The organism is Streptococcus oralis subsp. oralis (assembly GCF_002096595.1).
Lineage (GTDB): Bacteria > Bacillota > Bacilli > Lactobacillales > Streptococcaceae > Streptococcus > Streptococcus oralis_D.
Genome location: NZ_NCUR01000010.1, coordinates 924,871 through 943,547 on the forward strand (window position 1 = coordinate 924,871; position 18,677 = coordinate 943,547).

Consider the following 18,677-nt stretch of genomic DNA (forward strand, 5'->3'; position numbering starts at 1 on the left):
CATTAAATCCACTCACCAGATGAAGCAAAGTTATAAACTTTACCATCGATAGTTTGGCTACCTGTAACCATTGCTCCAGAGGAATTGAGATAATACCAGTTTCCATTTACTTTTGTCCAACCTGTCTTCATATCTCCATTACTTGCATTTAGGTAGTACCAAGTTGAACCATCTTTCACCCAACCAGTTGCCATGGCTCCTGATGAACGGAGATAGTACCACTTGTTACCAAGATATTGCCAGCCTGTTTTCATATCGCCATTTTCAGCATCTAAATAGTACCAAGTTGAGCCTTCCTGATACCAGCCAGTTGTCATAGCTCCTGATGAACGGAGGTAGTACCACTTATTGCCAATTTGCTTCCAACCAGTTTGCATGATACCAGTTGTTGGATCTAGATAGTACCAAGCTGAACCATCATTTATCCAACCTGAACGTCTTTCACCACCAATATAGTTTTCTCCATTAATTTCCGTTTTAGCTAAATAATACCAATTAGACTGGTCATAAAGCCAACCTGTCTCTAAAGAATGATTTTGATTAAAGTAATAGTTCGTGTAAAAACTCTTCTCTTCTTTATCTTCCGGGTTTGTACGTTTTTCCCCATACTTTCTTCCAACACTGTCTTTAGTTTTAACCTCTAATGCTTTCCAACCAACAAACTCTTGTAGCACTCCATTTTTGTCAAAGTAGTACCATTCTGGCATTGGGGAACCTTCTAATCTTATGCCATTAGGGTAAGGACCAATTGTATATCCTTTAACTGGCATTGGAATGTATTGCCAACCAACAACCATTTCACCATTATAATCAAAATAATAGGTCTTCCCATCAATCACTCGCCAGTCCGTTTCTTTGAGGTCCCCCTTTTTATAGTAGGTTCTACCATTTTCTTGGACAAATTGCCAGCCTTCTGAATCAGCATCATCCGCAAAGACGGTGCTTGTCGCTAGCAAAGCAAAGAAAAAGACTGCTAGTAGAACTTGCAACATTTTTTTCAAAAATTTCATTAGATCTTTCCTCCATAACTGATTGTAGCAAAGACTCTACTGTATGTCAATATATAGAAACTTCTCAAAAAAAGCAGTTACACAACTGCAACTGCTTTTCTATTCCTGCATGGTGTAACCAACACCACGCACGGTTTTAATGTAGCTCTTTTGACCTTTTACGTCAAGTTTGCTACGTAGATAACGGATATAAACATCCACGATATTGGTTTCTGTCGCACTTTCGTACTTCCAAACACTTTCCAACAACTGCTCACGAGTCAAGACCTTCTTGCTTCCCATGAGAGTGGCCAAAAGGTCATACTCACGGCGCGTCAGAGCAATCATCTCCTCGCCACGATAAACGGTATGATGTTCTACATCCATACGTAGGTTGCGGTATGACGTTGGGACCTTCATCTGACTACAATGTTGGTCGATAAAGTCCCGACCTCGGAAAATCGCTGAAATACGAGCCACCAGATTATCAATAATCACTGGCTTATAGATGTAAGAAACGGCGAAGCGCTGGATTGTCTCAATCTGGTCTTGCAATTCTTCGCGATGGTCCAAGACCATAATCACTGAGGCTGGTTTTGTCCGACTCAGCTTGTCTGCAAAATCCTGGGCCGTCATATCCCCCAGACGAGCATTCAGTAAAATCAAGTCATAATCTGTCTGGAGAGCCATGGAGAGGGCTTTTTGCCCCTCCTCGACCAGATCAACACGGTATTGCTCTTTTTGGAGTTCCAGACTGAGAAAATGAGCGAGATTTCGTTCTTTCTCAAGTAATAAAATCCGTTTCCCCATGGCAGACCTACTTATTTTTCGTCATACCAAGAGTAGTGGAAGGTTCCTTCTTTGTCTTTACGTTGGTAAGTGTGGGCACCAAAGTAGTCACGTTGCGCTTGGATCAAGTTAGCAGGAAGGTCAGCTGAACGGTAGCTATCAAAGTAAGTAATAGCTGCTGAGAAGGTTGGCACTGGTACACCAGCTTGAACAGCAAGAGCTACGATATCACGAACTGCTTGTTGGTACTTAGCAGTAACATCCAAGAAGTACTCATCCAAGAGAAGGTTTGCAAGATCAGCATCGCGGTTGTAAGCATCTGTAATCTTTTGCAAGAAACGAGAACGGATGATACAGCCATCACGCCAGATAGATGCGATGTCCGCAAATGGCAAGTTCCAGTTATTTTCTTTAGAAGCCACACGCAATTGGGCAAAACCTTGAGCGTATGAGATGATTTTTGAGAAGTAAAGGGCTTGACGGATCTTTTCGATCAACTCAGCCTTGTCACCTTCAAATTTGAAGGCAGCTGGTTTTGGAAGGACCTTGCTAGCATGTACACGCTCTTCTTTGTATGTAGAGATGTAACGCGCAAATACTGACTCAGTGATGAGTGACAATGGCACACCAAGGTCAAGAGCTGATTGGCTAGTCCATTTACCAGTTCCTTTGTTTCCTGCAGCATCAAGGATATAGTCTACGATTGGGCCATCTTGACCTTCATCGTCTTTACGGCTCAAGATATCAGCTGTGATTTCGATCAAGTAGCTGTCCAACTCACCCTTGTTCCACTCAGTAAAGATTTCTTCCATGTCTTCTGCAGAAAGGCCAAGCAAGTGTTGCATCAAGTCATAGCTTTCTGCGATCAATTGCATATCACCATACTCGATACCGTTGTGGACCATTTTTACATAGTGACCAGCTCCGTCAGGACCGATGTAAGTCACACATGGTTTGCCATCTTCTGGTGCTTTAGCTGAGATTTCTTCAAGAACATCAGCAACCAATTCGTAGGCTTCTTTTTGTCCACCAGGCATGATAGAAGGACCTTCAAGGGCACCTTTTTCACCACCGGAAACCCCAGTACCGATAAAGTTGATGCCTGAGTTTGCCAACTCTTCATTACGACGGATGGTATCTTTGTAGAAAGTATTTCCTCCGTCAATCAAGATATCACCCTTGTCAAGGTGGGGAAGAAGGGCTTGGATAGTGGCATCTGTACCAGGTCCAGCTTGAACCATCAGCATGATACGACGGGGTTTTTCGATTGAGTTTACAAAGCTTTCCACGTCATAGCTTGGCACAAAGTTCTTTTCAGGATGGCAAGCAATTACATCTTCTGTTTTTTCTTTACTACGGTTGTAAATGGCAACTGTATAACCACGAGATTCGATATTTAGGGCAAGGTTACGACCCATTACGGCCATACCAACGACACCAAAGTTAGCTTTTGTCATGTGACACTCCTCTTGTTTAATATGTTTTATTTTATCATTTTTACCTATGAAAGGAAAGAATTTTGTAACGGAGTCCTAGTAGTCCAAGTCATCTGCATGACCAGAACCATTCCCTACAAAGTAACCTGTCTTACAGTTGAGGGTGAAGAGATAGGTTCCATCTGGTTTATAGAGGTTGTAATAACCATTTCCGTTTACAATATTGACACGTTCTAGGATATATTGATTTCCAGTGATATAGCCACGAGCACGTGATGTTGCTAGAACTTGTTCCAATACACCATCCGCAAACGTCCAAGCAGGGTTGTTGCTATCATCTACAGCTGATTGGTTGTAAGGTACACGACTAGCACTTCTTTGAAGATTAACCCCATCGCCAGACAAACCACCATTCGTATCTCTAGCTGGTGCCGTAGTGCTAGTTGAAGGGGTCGTACTGCTTGCATTACTTTCTGTAGCTGAACTTGAGCTTGCTTGACTCGTGCTAGAGCTTGAACTTGAGCTGGAAGCACTGGTTTGTTGGCTCTTGCCAAGACTAATGGCCTTATCCAAGAGTTTGTCTAGTTCTGTGTTGCCTGTCTTAATTTCTGTAAATTTAGCGTCTGCTTTGGCTTTCGCATTGGTATCCAAGACACCGTCAGTGATTGCTGGGCTTTCAAAGAGGGCATTAACATCTTGAATGGCCTTGATTTGAGTTGCTAGGCTATCATATCTTGACTTAGCTAGTGTATAATCACGGCTACCTTCTAACTTATCTAGCAAGGTTTTCAGTTGGCTCAATTTATCAAACTGGCTGTTTTTCAGAGCAGTCTTATTAGCATCTGTATAGAAAGTATCATAGAGATCATTGAAGTCTTTCAAAGCTGTTTGTGTCCCTTGATCATCCGAAGAGGCTGCTTGAGAAGACTGGATTTCTTGGTTTGAACGAGACACTTGACGGTAGACATAATATGTTCCAGCAAGCACAAGGATTGCAGCTACTACCGAAGCAATGATGATGACACCTTTCTTCTTAGAGCCTGTTTCAGGTTCTGTTTGAGCCGAACGTGATAGAGGTGTATAGGTCTCCTCTTCTTGTTCCTCATTTATTTCCTTGGGTTCTGTTTCTGTTAAAACGAGAGGCTCTATTTCAGCACTTTCTTCATCTTGAAGGGGTGGGACAAACTGAGTAGTCTCTTCATTTTCTATCTCTTCAATAGATTCCTCAGAAACCAGGTCTGAATCGTCTACCTGATCAGAGGATTCACTTGATTCACGAACTTCTTGGATCATTTCCTCTAGGTTTTGAGTAGAAGCCAGTTCTTCTTTTTTAAACTGACGAGTTTCAAACTTGTCGGCTTCGATTTCTTCACGGTGCTGTTTGATGTATTTGTCTAAGATACTGTCCTCAGGCAATACTCCTGCTTCAACCTCTTCATTCTTACGAATGACTTGACCAACAGTCAAGTCTTTTGCTTCATCAAAGTCGAATTGTGGTTCTTGATGTCCTTTTTTATGACGATCACGTCTTTTCTTACTCATGAGTTCACCTTTCTATTTTACCTCTTGGCGTTTGACACGCTGACCAAAGTATTGATACAAATCCACTTTTAAGGTCCCGTTATAGAGTTTTCGCTTTTTATCAGCTGGACTTCCGTACTTGCTTTCAAAAGCTTCGTCACTCGTCAGGATAAACTTACTCCACGTTTTCAGTGGTGCAAAGACTTGTCCCATCTCAGCATAGAGCTTGGTAACTCCTGCATCATCAGACAAGCGTTCCCCATATGGTGGATTGGAAATGACAACGCCATTAATCTTGTCTGTGCGCAAGTCCTGTACCCGCATTTGCTTAAAGGTGATATCACCTGCGACGCCTGCTGCTTGAGCATTTGCCTTGGCAATTTCCACCATGCGAGCATCTATATCACAGCCCATAATGTCCAGCTCGAGTTCACGATCAATTTTCTTAGCCGCCTCTGTGCGAACTTCTTGGATTAACCGATCGCTGACCCAGTTCCATCCCTCAAAAGCAAAGGAACGGCGAAGGCCTGGTGCCATCTTTCTGGCAATCATAGCCGCCTCGATACAGAAAGTTCCTGAACCACAGGTCGGATCAATCAAGGGCTTGTCTGGATACCAGTTAGATAGTTGTAAAATGGCCGCTGCCATATTTTCCTTGATGGGTGCTCCACCCTTTTCCGTACGATAACCACGTTTAAAAAGGCTAGAACCTGTCGTGTCAATCATGACAGTTGCCACATCTTTCAGGATAGATACCTCAATCTTAAACTCGGGACCAGTTTCCATCAAGGGAACTCCTTCTGGACGGGCATAGTGTTTTTGTAATTTCTTTACAACAGCCTTCTTAGAAATAGCCTGAACACTGGGCTCATTGTGGAGTTTAGACTTCACACATTTTGCCTTTGATATCGGGAAACGTGCTCCTAACGGGAGATAGTTTTCCCAATCTAGAGCAAAAACACCTTGAAAAAGCTCTTCAAAGGTCTTAGCTGGAAAGCTTCCGACTACAATCTTGATGCGATCCGCTGCACGCAGCCAAAGATTGGTCTCGATGATTGCCTTCACATCTCCTTGGAAGCGGACACGCCCATTTTCAACCTGGCAATCATAACCAAGGTCTCGCACCTCACGTCCAACGACAGCCTCAAGACCCGCCGCAGCCGTTGCGATTAAATTAAATTGTTCTTTCATTTCTAGTCTTGCAAGACCTTTCTCTTGTTCACTTTAAAAAATGAGGTTGAGAAAGATTTCTCAGCCCCAACCTATATGCAATTTTCTATAAGCCATGTTTTGTTCCAGAAGTGACTAGGACCACTTCCTTCGATAATCATCTGTCTACCGCTAACAGCATAAATCTGCTAGCAGTCAGAGTACTACGTTCGTTTCCGTGCACTCCATGCCCCGACCAAAATTTGGGTTGCTAGCTTGAGGGGTTTACCGCGTTCCACTCTCTCTGTTTCCAGAAAGACTCCGTCACTGTGGCACTTTCAAGCCTATTCTGACCTATCCGAAGACTTAGCCATTTCGACTGCCGTAACGATTTCTCGTCCCTAGGCTTATGGATTCGCCTAGCACAAACACTACAGGCATCACAGCCTGTGCTAGCATGGACTTTCCTCATGAAAAGAGAAACTCTTCACGCGATTATCCAAAAATTGCACTCATTCCTTAGTCAATTATAAATCTTGGTTGTCTAAGATTTGCTTACCAAATACTTCTTTTTCAAGACGATTTAAGCGTTTCAAAATATCAAAGTTTGTCATTGAAGTAGAAGCTGTTACTTCAATAGAGTCTGGTTGAGTTGGAGTCACCTGTGGTTTACGAGATAACTCTTCCTTCAAATCAGCAATCTCTTGACGAAGGGATTTGACCAAAGCTGCGTAGGTTTCATAATCCTTAATCACATCATCTAGGAATTCATCTACCTCTGCTTTGCTGTATCCACGTACTTCGCGTCCAAATTCTTGTTCAAAAATATCTTTCGCTGAAAAAATAATACTTGCCATGTCTCTCTCCATTCTGGGTTACTAGTATTATTATATAAAAAAAGACAAGTAAAAATCAAGGTCAAAGGCTTACTTTTCAGAAAAATTTTCTACTATTTCATTCAAGTCCTCAAATGTTAATCTTCTTGTAACATAGTCCGCTTGATTTTTCATCATTTGGTAAAAATATCGTAACTTGGTTTCGTTTTCTTCGTCGTAAAAAAGGTAACAAGTATCTGTATTTTCCAGCAGAAATCTCTGATAATCGCGTAGTTGTCCCTTGTGCTCATATTGTGGATAGGCGTATTTGACAAAATCAACCTGCTTGAACTCATTCAATTTCGCTTGATTTGCTTCATTCCAATTACTGCCATGGGTTTCAAAATCAAAAATGGTTGCCAACTGAAATCCATAGTCTGCTTTCATGTCTTTTGCCACTTGTAGTACCCAGTACTCAAAGCCCAAAGTCCCTGTAAAGACAAGCCATGTCACCCCATCCTCAGCTAGACGTTCCAGGTCTCTCCGAATGGCTGTTTTGATAATATCAACGCGAATATCCTTGTCATTAAAGAGACCAAGGTCGAAGGCTGAATAGCCTAAAATCAAGGCTGATGTCATTTTTAACCCTTTCTTTGTAAATTTATGATATAATAGAGTGATGTTATTGTACCAATAAGGAGAATTATGGTCAACTATCCACATAAAATTTCATCTCAAAAGAGACAAGCACCCCTTTCACAAACTAAAAATTTCGCAAATCGGGGAATGTCTTTTGAAAAGATGATCAATGCTACGAACGACTACTATTTGTCGCATGGGTTAGCTGTTATTCACAAGAAACCGACTCCCATCCAAATCGTACGTGTCGACTATCCCCAACGAAGTCGAGCCAAGATCGTTGAAGCCTACTTTAGACAAGCTTCAACTACTGACTATTCAGGGGTTTATGATGGATACTACATCGACTTTGAAGCAAAGGAAACCAGGCAAAAACATGCGATACCGATGAAGAATTTTCATCTCCATCAGATCCAGCATATGGAACAAGTCCTTGCCCAGCAAGGAATCTGCTTTGTACTCCTTCACTTTTCTTCTCAGCAAGAAACCTACTTATTGCCGGCTATTGACTTGATTCGTTTCTATCATCAAGATATGGGACAAAAGTCAATGCCACTTGGATATATTCGAGAAAATGGATATAGGATTGAGCCTGGTGCCTTCCCTCAAATTCCCTACCTCGACATTATCAAAGAACATTTACTAGGTGGTAAAACAAGATGAACAAACAAACTTTTCTGCGAATAGCTAAGTATGTCAGTATCAGTCTCTTAACTGTATTTATCGCAGCTGTAATGCTTGGTGGAGGTCTCTTCCTCTACTATGTTAGCAAGGCTCCAGAACTTTCTGAAAGTAAACTAGTCGCTACAACGTCAAGTAAGATCTATGATAGCAATGACGAGCTTATCGCTGATCTTGGTTCGGAACGTCGGGTCAATGCCCAAGCAAACGAAATACCGACCGATTTGGTCAACGCTATTGTTTCGATTGAGGACCATCGCTTCTTTAATCACCGAGGAATCGACACAATCCGTATCCTAGGTGCTACCCTCCGAAACCTTCGTGGTGGTGGAGGTCTGCAAGGAGCTTCAACCTTGACACAGCAGTTGATCAAGTTAACTTATTTCTCTACGTCAACTTCTGATCAGACTCTTTCTCGTAAGGCCCAGGAAGCTTGGTTAGCCGTTCAGCTAGAACAAAAAGCGACTAAACAAGAGATCTTGACCTACTACATCAACAAGGTTTACATGTCAAACGGTAACTATGGAATGCAGACAGCTGCCCAAAGTTACTATGGCAAGGATCTCAAAGATCTAAGTATTCCTCAATTGGCTCTCCTTGCTGGTATGCCTCAGGCTCCAAACCAGTATGATCCATACTCGCATCCAGAAGCTGCTCAAGAACGTCGTAATCTCGTCCTCTCTGAGATGAAGGGGCAAGGTTACATTTCAGCTGAGCAATATGAAAAAGCGATTAATACTCCGATTACAGATGGACTTCAAAGTCTAAAATCGGCTAATAGTTATCCTCCATACATGGACAACTATCTCAAAGAGGTAATCGATCAAGTCGAACAAGAAACAGGCTACAACCTCTTAACGACTGGTATGGATGTCTACACCAACGTTGATCCTAAAGTTCAACAACATCTCTGGGATATCTACAATACCGACGAGTATGTCAACTATCCTGATGATGAAATGCAAGTAGCTTCAACGATTGTGGATGTGACAAACGGGAAAGTTATTGCTCAGTTAGGTTCTCGTCACCAATCAAGCAATGTTTCCTTCGGAATCAACCAAGCTGTTGAAACCAACCGTGACTGGGGTTCTACCATGAAGCCAATCACAGACTATGCTCCTGCCTTAGAGTATGACATCTACGACTCAACTGCTTCGATTGTACATGATGTTCCTTACAACTATCCTGGAACAGATACTCCTGTTTACAACTGGGATAGAAGTTATTTTGGAAATATTACCATCCAATATGCGCTCCAACAATCACGGAACGTTACAGCCGTAGAAACCTTGAACAAAGTCGGTTTGGATAGAGCCAAGACCTTCCTAAATGGAATCGGTATTGACTATCCAGATATGCACTATGCCAACGCGATTTCAAGTAATACGACTGAGTCAAACAAAAAGTACGGAGCAAGTAGTGAGAAAATGGCTGCTGCTTACGCTGCTTTTGCTAACGGTGGTATCTACCATAAACCAATGTATATCAACAAAATCGTCTTTAGCGATGGTAGCTCAAAAGAATACGCTGATCCTGGTACTCGTGCCATGAAAGAGACGACCGCCTATATGATGACGGAAATGATGAAGACTGTCTTAGCATACGGAACTGGTCGTGGTGCTTATCTCCCTTGGCTACCTCAAGCTGGTAAGACTGGTACATCAAACTATACAGATGATGAAATTGAAAACTACATCAAAAATACTGGTTATGTAGCACCAGATGAAATGTTTGTTGGTTATACTCGCAAATATTCAATGGCTGTATGGACAGGTTACTCAAACCGCCTTACTCCTATCGTTGGCGATGGCTTCTATGTTGCAGCTAAGGTTTACCGTTCAATGATGACTTATCTGTCTGAGGATAACAACCCTGGCGACTGGACTATGCCAGAAGGCCTCTATCGAAGTGGTGAGTTCGTCTTTAAAAACGGTGCTCGTTCTGCATGGACTGCTCCTGCTCCGCAACAAACCCCAACACCTGAAAGTTCGAGCTCGACATCAGAAAGTTCAACTGCACAGTCAAGCTCAACTACTCCAAGCACGAATAATAGTGCAAACAATAATACCAATAACCAGCAACCAAATACAACGCCTGGTCAACAAAACCAGAACCAAAATCAGAATCCTCAACCAGCACAACCATAACATTTATCACCCAGATTTTTCTGGGTGATTTTTTCATAGCACTATTGCATTTATGTGCTTAACAAAAGCCTGAGAAGACATCTTCTCAGGCTTTTTCTGTACTATAAACCTCATTGGGAAAGATAGGAAACGGATTTCGTAATCTTGTTAAGAGGTTTTACTAAATACTAGTCTTTCTTTGTTTTTGCTACAAAGAGAGCAGATAGGGCTAGGCTAACACCTGCTAGGAAGAGGGCTGTGTCAGATTGACTCTCACCTGTTGCTGGCAAGCTCTGTTTTGCTGTTTCTTGTCTAGCAATTTCTTGTTTATGATCTGGAGTCTTACCTTGATCAGAAACTAGAGTGCTAAGTTTAAACTCAGGTTTTTCTACTGTTGGAGCTGCTTGGTCGCCTACTGTCGATAATGGACCTGTGTATTCTGGAAGCTCATGTACCAGTGCCATAACAGCATTGACACCGCCCTTGAACTCAGGTTTCTCTACTGTTGGAGCTGCTTGGTCACCTACTGTTGCTACTGCGCCTGTGTACTCTGGCAATTCATGCACTAGAGCCATCACTGCATTGACGCCACCCTTGAACTCAGGTTTCTCTACTGTTGGAGCAGCTTGATCACCTACTGTCGCTACTGGGCCTGTGTACTCTGGAAGTTCATGTACTAGGGCTTCAACTGCATTGACACCACCTGTGAATTCAGGAACCTCAAGAACGGGTGCTGACTCTTCGCCCTTGCTTGACTGAACAGGTTCTTCTGTTAATTCTTGATGGAAGCTTGCCAATTCATAAAACTCAGCCTTGCCACCTTCCCAGACTAATTTGACGTCTAGAAGAGAGCCACCATTTCGGATAGCGAAGGTTTGGAGACTAGATGTAATGGCACCGAGGTCTGTCCAACTGTCTTGACCATCCTTGAGTGTTCTAGCAAGAACACGTGCCTTAGCTCCTTCAGGAAGACTGGAAACGAGACGAAGGTGGTTAGCTTTAGTTGGTTCAGACAAGTGATACACCAATTCGCCCTTGTCTTTTTCAGACTTGTAGCTGGTCAAGACTTTGCCGTCTACAAGATTATTATAAAGGTTGCCTTGGCTTTCTCCACTACTTCCTTCTACTGTTGGATCATTGATTGGTTTGACAAATTCACCATCGTTGATGACCAATTCTGTAAAGCCTACAAAACGGGCATCATAGTCTGCTGTATAGAGGACACGGAGATAATTAGCTTTAACTGGTGTCGTCAATTCACCCTCGATATAGCGATTTCCTGGCATCTTAGAATCGTGTGTCCAACCATCTGTCAATGAATCATCGTGTGTACTATTAGCTACACCATCTCCAACTGTTACCACATCTGTCCAAGTTTTACCGTCTTGGCTAACTTGAATCTTACCATCACGAAGATAGTTTTGCGTTCCGTCTTGGATATAGGCTCTGATCTTCTTGATGGTACGTTCGCTACCAAGTTTCAAGGTCACATGACCATCTTTACGAGCATAGTCTGAGAACTCAACGAAGTTGTTATAAACACCGTCAAATAATTGATCTAGGTTGTTCAGTTTACGAACATCATTGCTACCATATGCTGGGTGAATTCCCATTGAAGTTGATTCCAATTTTGTTGGTTGCACTTCTTTAGTCGTCACAAGGAGAGAAGTCGCTGCAATAGCTTGCTCCTGATCTGTTTTGTTGACCAGACGCACATAACGTACTAAGTGGCTTGCTGCAGATCTATCAGTCAACTGGCTCGCTGGCAGCCATTCTTGAGCGTTTGCAGAGTACTCTAGACTAAGAGCAGGGTTGGCTTGGCCTTGGAGCTGGATGCTCTTGACCTGATGGATACGGTCAAGCTTCATACCTAGATAGCTATGGGCAGGGAGTTTGGTTCCAGATGGAATTTGAAGCTCATAACTGCCCAAGCTATCCACTACCGGCGTTTCCTTCAAGGATTCCACGTTGGTGTCTGTTAACTCGCTATTTCCAGAGCGTGTCTCAACAGAGAAGTCCTGGATACGCCACCAGAGGTCGAGAGCCTTGGTATTGCGTACTCGGATGTAACGAGCATTGATCGCTCTGGTCACTTCCTTGGTTTGTTCTCCTGATAGGCGATCCAATTCTTGCCATGAAGTTCCATCTGTAGAGTACTCAAGTACACCTGCAGCAAGCTTATCACCCGTTCCTTGACGAAGGCGAACTTTAGTGACTGACTTGACTTCACCGAGGTCAAGTTGTGCCCAAGCATCTACTGGTGTCGTATTGCTACCGTCAGCATTTGCCATCATGGCTTCTGTATTGTCCTTGCCATCAGTGATTTGACGAGCTGAGGTATTTAGTTTGTAAACTAAGTTTGAGCTTAGACTAACTGTCGTTGCTTGTTGGCTACGAGCTTTTTCAACTGGACGGTTGACTGCAATTTCCTGAACTGCAAACCAAGTATTCTCACGGTCTGCTGTCGCAATCATGCGAACTGCCTTGGCCTTGATATTGAGATTTTCAAACTTAAGAAGGGATTCATTTCCGACATAGCTTGGCTCTTTCAAGGTTACCCAGTTGTCATTTTCATCTTGATACTGCACTTCTGCCTTACTAAAGGTATCACGTGGATTTGCCTGCGTTCCCATTGCAAAGGTCAAGGTTTGGATATCTACCGGTTTGTTGAATTTCATACCGATATAATCACCTGTCTTGATGCTGTTTGGTGATTTAATAATCGCATGGGTTGCCAAGTCACCATCTGTTACTTCTGCCAAACCACCTTCTACACCTGTTCGATTGGTGATAAAGGTGCTGATGATTTGGTCTGGATGCAAGACTTTTTGAACTTCAGATGCCAGAACTTCTTTCAAGGATAGGATAAATGGACGAATATGTTGAACACCCAATTCAGCTTTTTCCATATGGTCTACATAATGGAAGGTGTGAGTTTGAGACTGTTCGTAGAACTTCAAGCCTTTATAGTAGCTATCCCAGAGTTTGGCTGCATCGTTTGTAGCCATAGCTTCTGTTCCTGTAAGGAAGGCATCTAGGGCATTCATTTGGTCGATTGCATTATCCAACCAATAGTGGATTTGCGCAACCATCTTTTTATCGCCTGATGCTTTATAGAGTTCGGCTGCTTCTTTAATCTTGGCAAATTCTGCACGCAAGGCTGCACGTTCTGCAGTCACATCCTGACCTGCTTTGAGCTTGGTCATGAAGTCTGTTAATTTTGGAGCCAAGTCTACAGATTCTTCTAGTTTGACGACACGATTATCCATGTTTTGGTTAATCATGTGCTTACCAAGTTCGCGGAAGGCTGCTGATACCTTGCTATCTTCAAAATGACCATTTTCTACAAAGTTGAAGGCAATATCATTGATTTTCTTAGCTTCTTCTTCTGATTTCCACTGTTTCCATGAGTATTGAGCTCCTGCAAAGAGGGCAATCTTAGATGGTTCAGACTGTTGCATTGGGTTCAACATGATACCAGATAGCAAGCTTGGATCTACATTTGGATGAAGGAATTTCTCACCACCACCTAGAATCAAGTGTTGTTTCGAGTTATCTGTTACAGGCCAGTTAATCCAAAGTGAAACTGGGCGATAGGTCTTGCCACCTGCGGATAGATTGTTTTTGAGAGTTGAAAGGAAGCTTTCAGAGACTTCGCCCCAAATCTTACCACCCGTCAAGGTCATAGATGCTGAACTTGGGAGATTTTCATTGAGGGATTTCAACTCATCCTCACGTCCATTACCCCAATACTGTCCAGGAACAAAGATCATTTCTTTACGAAGACCACTGTAAGTTCCCTGCATTTCAGTCAACCACTTGGTCATATCTTGCATCAAGCGGTTGTAGCTATTGTAGCCTCCGACTGGACTTGGAGCATCATCTGCAAGGATACCAAATTCGCGGACACCCACTTTCATCAACTGGGTAAATTTAGCCTTGATGGTTGCCAAATCTTCTTGGTAATGCGCTTCATTGCCAAAGCGGATGCGGTTGTTCATGAATGGATGGATAGTCCAGACATAGCGTGTTTTACTTTGATTTCCGACACGAGCAAGTTCACGAATTTCAGCTAGTTTTTCTTCTGGATAGAGTTCACGCCATTTCTTGTTGTGATATGGATCATCTTTTGGTGCAAAGAAGTATTGGTTCAATTTCAAATCGCCACCATAACGCATGAGCTCTGCACGATCGGCATTCGACCATGGATTTCCATAGTAACCTTCGATGAAACCACGGTTCTTGAGCTCTGCGTAATCTTCTACTGTCACATTGCGAAGGACTGGCACTTGGCTTTCCTTGAGCATGTGTTTCAAGGTTGTCAAACCATAGAAGACTGCATCTGTATCTTTCCCGACGATAGAAATCGAGTTATCCTTAATGGTCAAGGCATAGGCATCAATCTTGTCAAAGAGGCCTGCTGAAACGTTAGATAAGTTTTGTTCTGCTTGTGAACCTTGTCCATGCACTCCAAGATAGATATTGGTTGCGCCAGCGATTGCCGCCTTACCAGTTGTATAAGACACTTGATTGTCCTGCAAGACACTCTTCAAGCGATTACGAGTATAGATATCAAGTTGATCGCCCATGACCAGATTGACTTGCTTGCGAAGAGCTGTAACACCTTCTCCATAAGTCACTTTTTGTGGAGTTGGGAAGACCTTGTACTCTTTCTTGAGATAGTCTGCGCTCTTGCTGGCAGCTGCAATGCTATCTTCGCTAGCTGGTTTACTTGCAGTGAATTGATCTGCCAATTCAACTGTTCCATCACCGGTTTGGTCTACTTTTGGTTTTTCTGGTGTAGTTGGTTTTTCTGGTTTACTTGGTGCAGGCGTTTCTTGCTCTTCTTTGACAGGTTTCAATAGATGAACTTCGGCTGCACTTGCAAAACCACCAACGCCTTCCAATACTTTCAACTCAATCTTGTTGGTATGTACCGCCGCAAAGTTGACTGTTTTTTCTTGGGCGTTGTTGTCCCAGCTTCCTTCTGAAACCTTGACCATTTGGCCATCTTTTTGTGCGTAGATTTCGTAGCGCGTCACGACACCATTTCCACCACCTGGACGTGGGAGATACGTCAAGCCATTGACTTTTTCTGCTTCTTTCAAGGTCATAGTAAGGGTGTATGGCGCAGTGTCACCAGTCCACTTAGTATGCCAGAAGGTATTTGGATCATTGTCAAAGGCCTTTTCAACAGCGCCTTCAGTCGCGTTTCCTGGAAGTTGCTGACTGCTTGCGGTTGCCGTAATCTTATCATTTGAAATCAAACGAGGATTTACAAATGGTTTGTCTGACAACTCTGCACTATGCAAGATTCCTTTGAAACCACCAATGCTTTCAAGCGGTAGAACCAAGCTATTGTGGGCAAAACGAGGGTGGGCTGGATTTGCGATACGTTCAATCTTTTCACCATCTACATAAACTTCTGTAGATTGTGGTTTGGTCACAATAGAGATTTGATAACGTTTGTTCTTTTTAAGTTTTTTATTGAATTGAATATGGAACTGTTCAAACTGGTAAGCAAGATAGCCGTCTTTATCAGCTAGATAGATACGGTTGTCCCCACTTGTTGAGAAGGTTTGTTCTCCGTCCCCAGTGACAGTTACATCAAACTTCAAGACATGACTTGGACCAACATCACCAGCCAATCCTTCGATACTGCTGTCTTTCTCAAAAGCCAATCCTTGCTCGCTTGTCTTCACCCTCTTGCTTGCATAGTTCTTGACTGTTTCAGGATTGATGGTAAACAAGTCGCTTTGATCAATCTCTTTATCAGGATTTGACTGTGGCGCATAAGGACTCGTTGGTAGGGTGCGTTCTGCAAAGGTCGCAGCTGCACGGTCAGATCCCCAAGTGCGCTCTGCAGTGGTTTGCATGCTCTTGAAGAAACGTTTAAAGATATCATAAGAGGTCAAACCGGTCTCATGAAGGTCGATATTATCATTCCAAACTGCGTGACCACCACCAAGGATGTTTGGATTAGAAGCTTCTAGTAGTGGGCCATGGCCAGTTCGGAAATCGTTTGGTGTCCAACTATTATATTGAGTTTCATAGTTGGCATAATCACCATAACCAGCTTGACGATTATCTCCATTCGGAACGCTATATGTTGGGATATCAGTGATATTAATAATCTTAGCTCCCTGAGCAATAGCTTCTTTTGGCTGCTGCCAACCAATACTCCAGATGTCAACCTCTACATCTTTCCAATCAACCGCTGTTTTACCTCGTTTCGCACTGAGCGAACCCCAGATACGAGGGGTATAACCTTTTCCTTTAATGTATTTGATAAGGTCATTGACATAGCGGCGATAGCTTTCTCTGCTGCCATAGTATTCATCCGTTCCGATATGAACAGTTGATACCCCATGAAGTGGTGCATCTGGACCATCGAGGAGTTTGTCATAAACTGATTTGACAAAAGCCAGCGTTTCATCGTATTTATTATCTAGGTCGAGCATAGCTACGCGCTCGACATTGTGCTTGCCTGCATAATCGCTCAAACTACCTTGATACATGAGGTCTGGGCGGACTTTGACAAAGGACAAGGCGTGACCTGGTGTGTCAATTTCTGGCACTAGGTTGATATGCAAGGCCTTGGCAAGTTTAATCAGATTTTGCATTTCTTCCTTGGTATAATGCTCATCTGATGTCAATTTTTGACCATTCTTACCGACAATGTCTGTCTCCACACGGAAACCAGTCTTGGCATGTTCAAGTACATACTTGAGTTGTTCTTCTGGACTTAAATTCTTACCTGCCAAGTGTTCCTTAAGGAAGATATAGTTATCATTAAGGTGCAACTGCAAGTCGTTCATCTTGTAGTAAGCCATGTTGAGCATGATGTCTACAAGAGTGTCATAAGGGATAAATTTACGACCTGTATCCAACATAAAGCCACGGTGGCTGAAACTTGGGAAATCACGAATTTCGCCATTTTGTAGGTCTGTTTCTCCCATTTGAAGAAGAGTACGAGTGGCGTAGAAGGCACCTGTGTTTGTAGCAGCTTCTATGGTAATCACATCATTTTGGATAGTAATGCCATACCCTTCTTTACCATAACCTTTGTTTTCAACCTTTTTAAATTCGATTCGTTTTTGAGCTTGCTTGTTACCTGTTGCTAGTTCCAATCCACGGCTAGCAAGGTCTGACTGGTAGAAGGTTGCTGCTTGATCAAAGCCAGAATCACCTGTCGCAAGGACTGTATCTGAAGTGATAGAAGATTGGCCTTCTTTCCCATACCATTGTTGAACAGCTGGTGCTACTTTGGGTTTGACACCTACACCCTCGTCCTGATGTAGTCCCTTGATGACTACTTCAAACTCTTTTGTAAAGGTATGACTGTCTCTGATTTGTTGGACCATGACCTTGACACGTTGGTCTGTCAAAGGCTTATAGATGTGATTTTGAAGGTCAATCACGCCTTGCTTGTTGCTTCCGATAAGGCTAACTTTCCCTGGTAAAGTTGGTAAGACAAGAGACTGTCCATCTTCTGCTACTGTTAGTTCGGTTACTTGGCGGATATCCGTTACCTTACTATGGTCCGGAACGTTTGAATAAGCTCGAATTTCTTGGATACCAACGTTTCTCCAACCCATTGTGCCCACTTGATAGTCGTTAATTTCTAACTTAAGATATTTAGCTTGAATACTTTCAGCTAGGTCAACTTTCTCATCTAAAACAGGTTCTCCAGTTTTGGTATGAGCTAGTTTCCATTGTTTTTCTCCATTAGCCCCCACATCTTCTTGGCCTGCGTAATAGAGACTCCAAGATTTGATATTTGGGTCATTTTGCCCATTACGAAGACGACGATCCCAATCAATTTCTACATGTTTGATCAAGGTAGTCTTTGGCAGAGTCAGTTCAAAAGTTGGTTTTGGTACATCTTTGTCTGTAGCCCAACGAGTATTATCATCTCCGTCGATAGCCTTATCCGCAGTAAAGTTGGTACCAGTCTCATGGTTGCTCGCCTGAGCAGTAGCACCTTCGAGATGGTTGACATCTTCTCTATCTTCAATTTGCTTTTCAGCTGGTTTTGCTGCTGGCGTAGCAGTTTCAGCTGGTTTATTGTCTGCCTTTGGTGTTTCAACCGGTTTCGGCGTTTCTGCTGGCTTGGGACTTGTAGGACTTGTCTCTGGTTTTGCCTCTTCACTTGATGTAGGATTGCTTCCTTCGTCAGTCGCTGGAGTTTCTTCATGACTTGCTTCTGTTGCAGCTTCTGCATCCGCCTTTTTAAGCGCATTGGCTAAATCATCGGGTAACTTATCCAGTGCTTCAACATGGGTGATGCTTCCCCCTGTTTCTGAAGGCGCTGCTGTTTCTGCTGCCTGAACCATATTGGCTCCAAAGATACTAGCACCAATCATCACGGAGGCTGCACCGATTGCAAATTTTCTTATACTAAAGTGACAGCGTTTCTCAAAAAAATGTCTATCCATCTTTCTCCTATTCCTTTCATCCGCATACATGAGTAAGCGGTATCATTTCTCCTTTGAAAAAAGGAGAGAACCTAGAGGTCCTCTCCGGCTGTTT

General features: G+C 43.0%; 10 protein-coding genes and 1 other RNA gene. 2 read left to right on the forward strand and 9 right to left on the reverse strand.

Features of this window, described 5'->3' with window-relative positions; translation table 11 throughout:
- Positions 1 to 2 precede the first annotated feature (2 nt).
- From cbpJ to B7714_RS08965, 8 genes are all read right to left on the reverse strand, one after another.
- Positions 3 to 1,010: a choline-binding protein CbpJ gene (gene cbpJ / locus B7714_RS08930; protein WP_084860270.1), complete on the reverse strand. Its 1,008-nt coding sequence runs from the start codon at positions 1,008 to 1,010 to the stop codon at positions 3 to 5.
- Between the two features lie 99 nt (positions 1,011 to 1,109).
- A complete protein-coding gene (locus B7714_RS08935) occupies positions 1,110 to 1,799 on the reverse strand; it encodes a response regulator transcription factor (RefSeq protein ID WP_084860271.1) in 690 nt (229 codons plus the stop codon).
- A gap of 11 nt (positions 1,800 to 1,810) precedes the next feature.
- Positions 1,811 to 3,235, reverse strand: a complete 1,425-nt coding sequence (gene gndA, locus B7714_RS08940) for an NADP-dependent phosphogluconate dehydrogenase (RefSeq protein ID WP_084860272.1) — start codon at positions 3,233 to 3,235, stop codon at positions 1,811 to 1,813.
- A gap of 75 nt (positions 3,236 to 3,310) precedes the next feature.
- On the reverse strand, positions 3,311 to 4,756 hold the full coding sequence (mapZ, locus tag B7714_RS08945; protein ID WP_084860273.1) for a cell division site-positioning protein MapZ: 1,446 nt from the start codon (positions 4,754 to 4,756) through the stop codon (positions 3,311 to 3,313).
- A 12-nt stretch (positions 4,757 to 4,768) separates the two neighbouring features.
- Positions 4,769 to 5,926 (reverse strand): THUMP domain-containing class I SAM-dependent RNA methyltransferase, encoded by a 1,158-nt coding sequence (locus B7714_RS08950; protein ID WP_084860274.1) that lies wholly within the window; start codon positions 5,924 to 5,926, stop codon positions 4,769 to 4,771.
- An 83-nt stretch (positions 5,927 to 6,009) separates the two neighbouring features.
- An RNA gene (gene rnpB / locus B7714_RS08955) (RNase P RNA component class B) lies at positions 6,010 to 6,391 on the reverse strand.
- Positions 6,392 to 6,411: 20 nt separating this feature from the next.
- A complete protein-coding gene (gpsB, locus tag B7714_RS08960; protein WP_084860275.1) occupies positions 6,412 to 6,741 on the reverse strand; it encodes a cell division regulator GpsB in 330 nt (109 codons plus the stop codon).
- A gap of 69 nt (positions 6,742 to 6,810) precedes the next feature.
- A complete protein-coding gene (locus tag B7714_RS08965; protein WP_084860276.1) occupies positions 6,811 to 7,338 on the reverse strand; it encodes an SLOG family protein in 528 nt (175 codons plus the stop codon).
- A 66-nt stretch (positions 7,339 to 7,404) separates the two neighbouring features.
- Between B7714_RS08965 and recU the strand changes: the two genes are divergently transcribed.
- Both recU and pbp1a read left to right on the forward strand, forming a co-directional pair.
- Positions 7,405 to 8,001, forward strand: a complete 597-nt coding sequence (gene recU, locus B7714_RS08970; RefSeq protein WP_049478053.1) for a Holliday junction resolvase RecU — start codon at positions 7,405 to 7,407, stop codon at positions 7,999 to 8,001.
- The gene (pbp1a, locus tag B7714_RS08975) at positions 7,998 to 10,166 is read left to right on the forward strand and encodes a penicillin-binding protein PBP1A (RefSeq protein WP_070696674.1); all 2,169 of its coding nucleotides are present in this window, start codon (positions 7,998 to 8,000) and stop codon (positions 10,164 to 10,166) included. Before recU ends, pbp1a begins: the two co-directional genes overlap by 4 nt.
- Before the next feature lie 167 nt (positions 10,167 to 10,333).
- Here the strand turns inward: pbp1a and B7714_RS08980 are convergent, their stop codons facing one another.
- Positions 10,334 to 18,583, reverse strand: coding sequence for an SIALI-17 repeat-containing surface protein (locus B7714_RS08980; RefSeq protein WP_084860277.1), 8,250 nt, complete (start codon positions 18,581 to 18,583; stop codon positions 10,334 to 10,336).
- Between the last annotated feature and the right edge of the window lie 94 nt (positions 18,584 to 18,677).

Bases quoted from the DNA above. Each gene is read 5' to 3' on its own strand.
- cbpJ (WP_084860270.1), bottom strand. From the start codon at position 1,010: ATGAAATTTTTGAAAAAAATGTTGCAAGTTCTACTAGCAGTCTTTTTC.
- B7714_RS08935 (WP_084860271.1), bottom strand. From the start codon at position 1,799: ATGGGGAAACGGATTTTATTACTTGAGAAAGAACGAAATCTCGCTCAT.
- gndA (WP_084860272.1), bottom strand. From the start codon at position 3,235: ATGACAAAAGCTAACTTTGGTGTCGTTGGTATGGCCGTAATGGGTCGT.
- mapZ (WP_084860273.1), bottom strand. From the start codon at position 4,756: ATGAGTAAGAAAAGACGTGATCGTCATAAAAAAGGACATCAAGAACCA.
- B7714_RS08950 (WP_084860274.1), bottom strand. From the start codon at position 5,926: ATGAAAGAACAATTTAATTTAATCGCAACGGCTGCGGCGGGTCTTGAG.
- gpsB (WP_084860275.1), bottom strand. From the start codon at position 6,741: ATGGCAAGTATTATTTTTTCAGCGAAAGATATTTTTGAACAAGAATTT.
- B7714_RS08965 (WP_084860276.1), bottom strand. From the start codon at position 7,338: ATGACATCAGCCTTGATTTTAGGCTATTCAGCCTTCGACCTTGGTCTC.
- recU (WP_049478053.1), top strand. From the start codon at position 7,405: ATGGTCAACTATCCACATAAAATTTCATCTCAAAAGAGACAAGCACCC.
- pbp1a (WP_070696674.1), top strand. From the start codon at position 7,998: ATGAACAAACAAACTTTTCTGCGAATAGCTAAGTATGTCAGTATCAGT.
- B7714_RS08980 (WP_084860277.1), bottom strand. From the start codon at position 18,583: ATGGATAGACATTTTTTTGAGAAACGCTGTCACTTTAGTATAAGAAAA.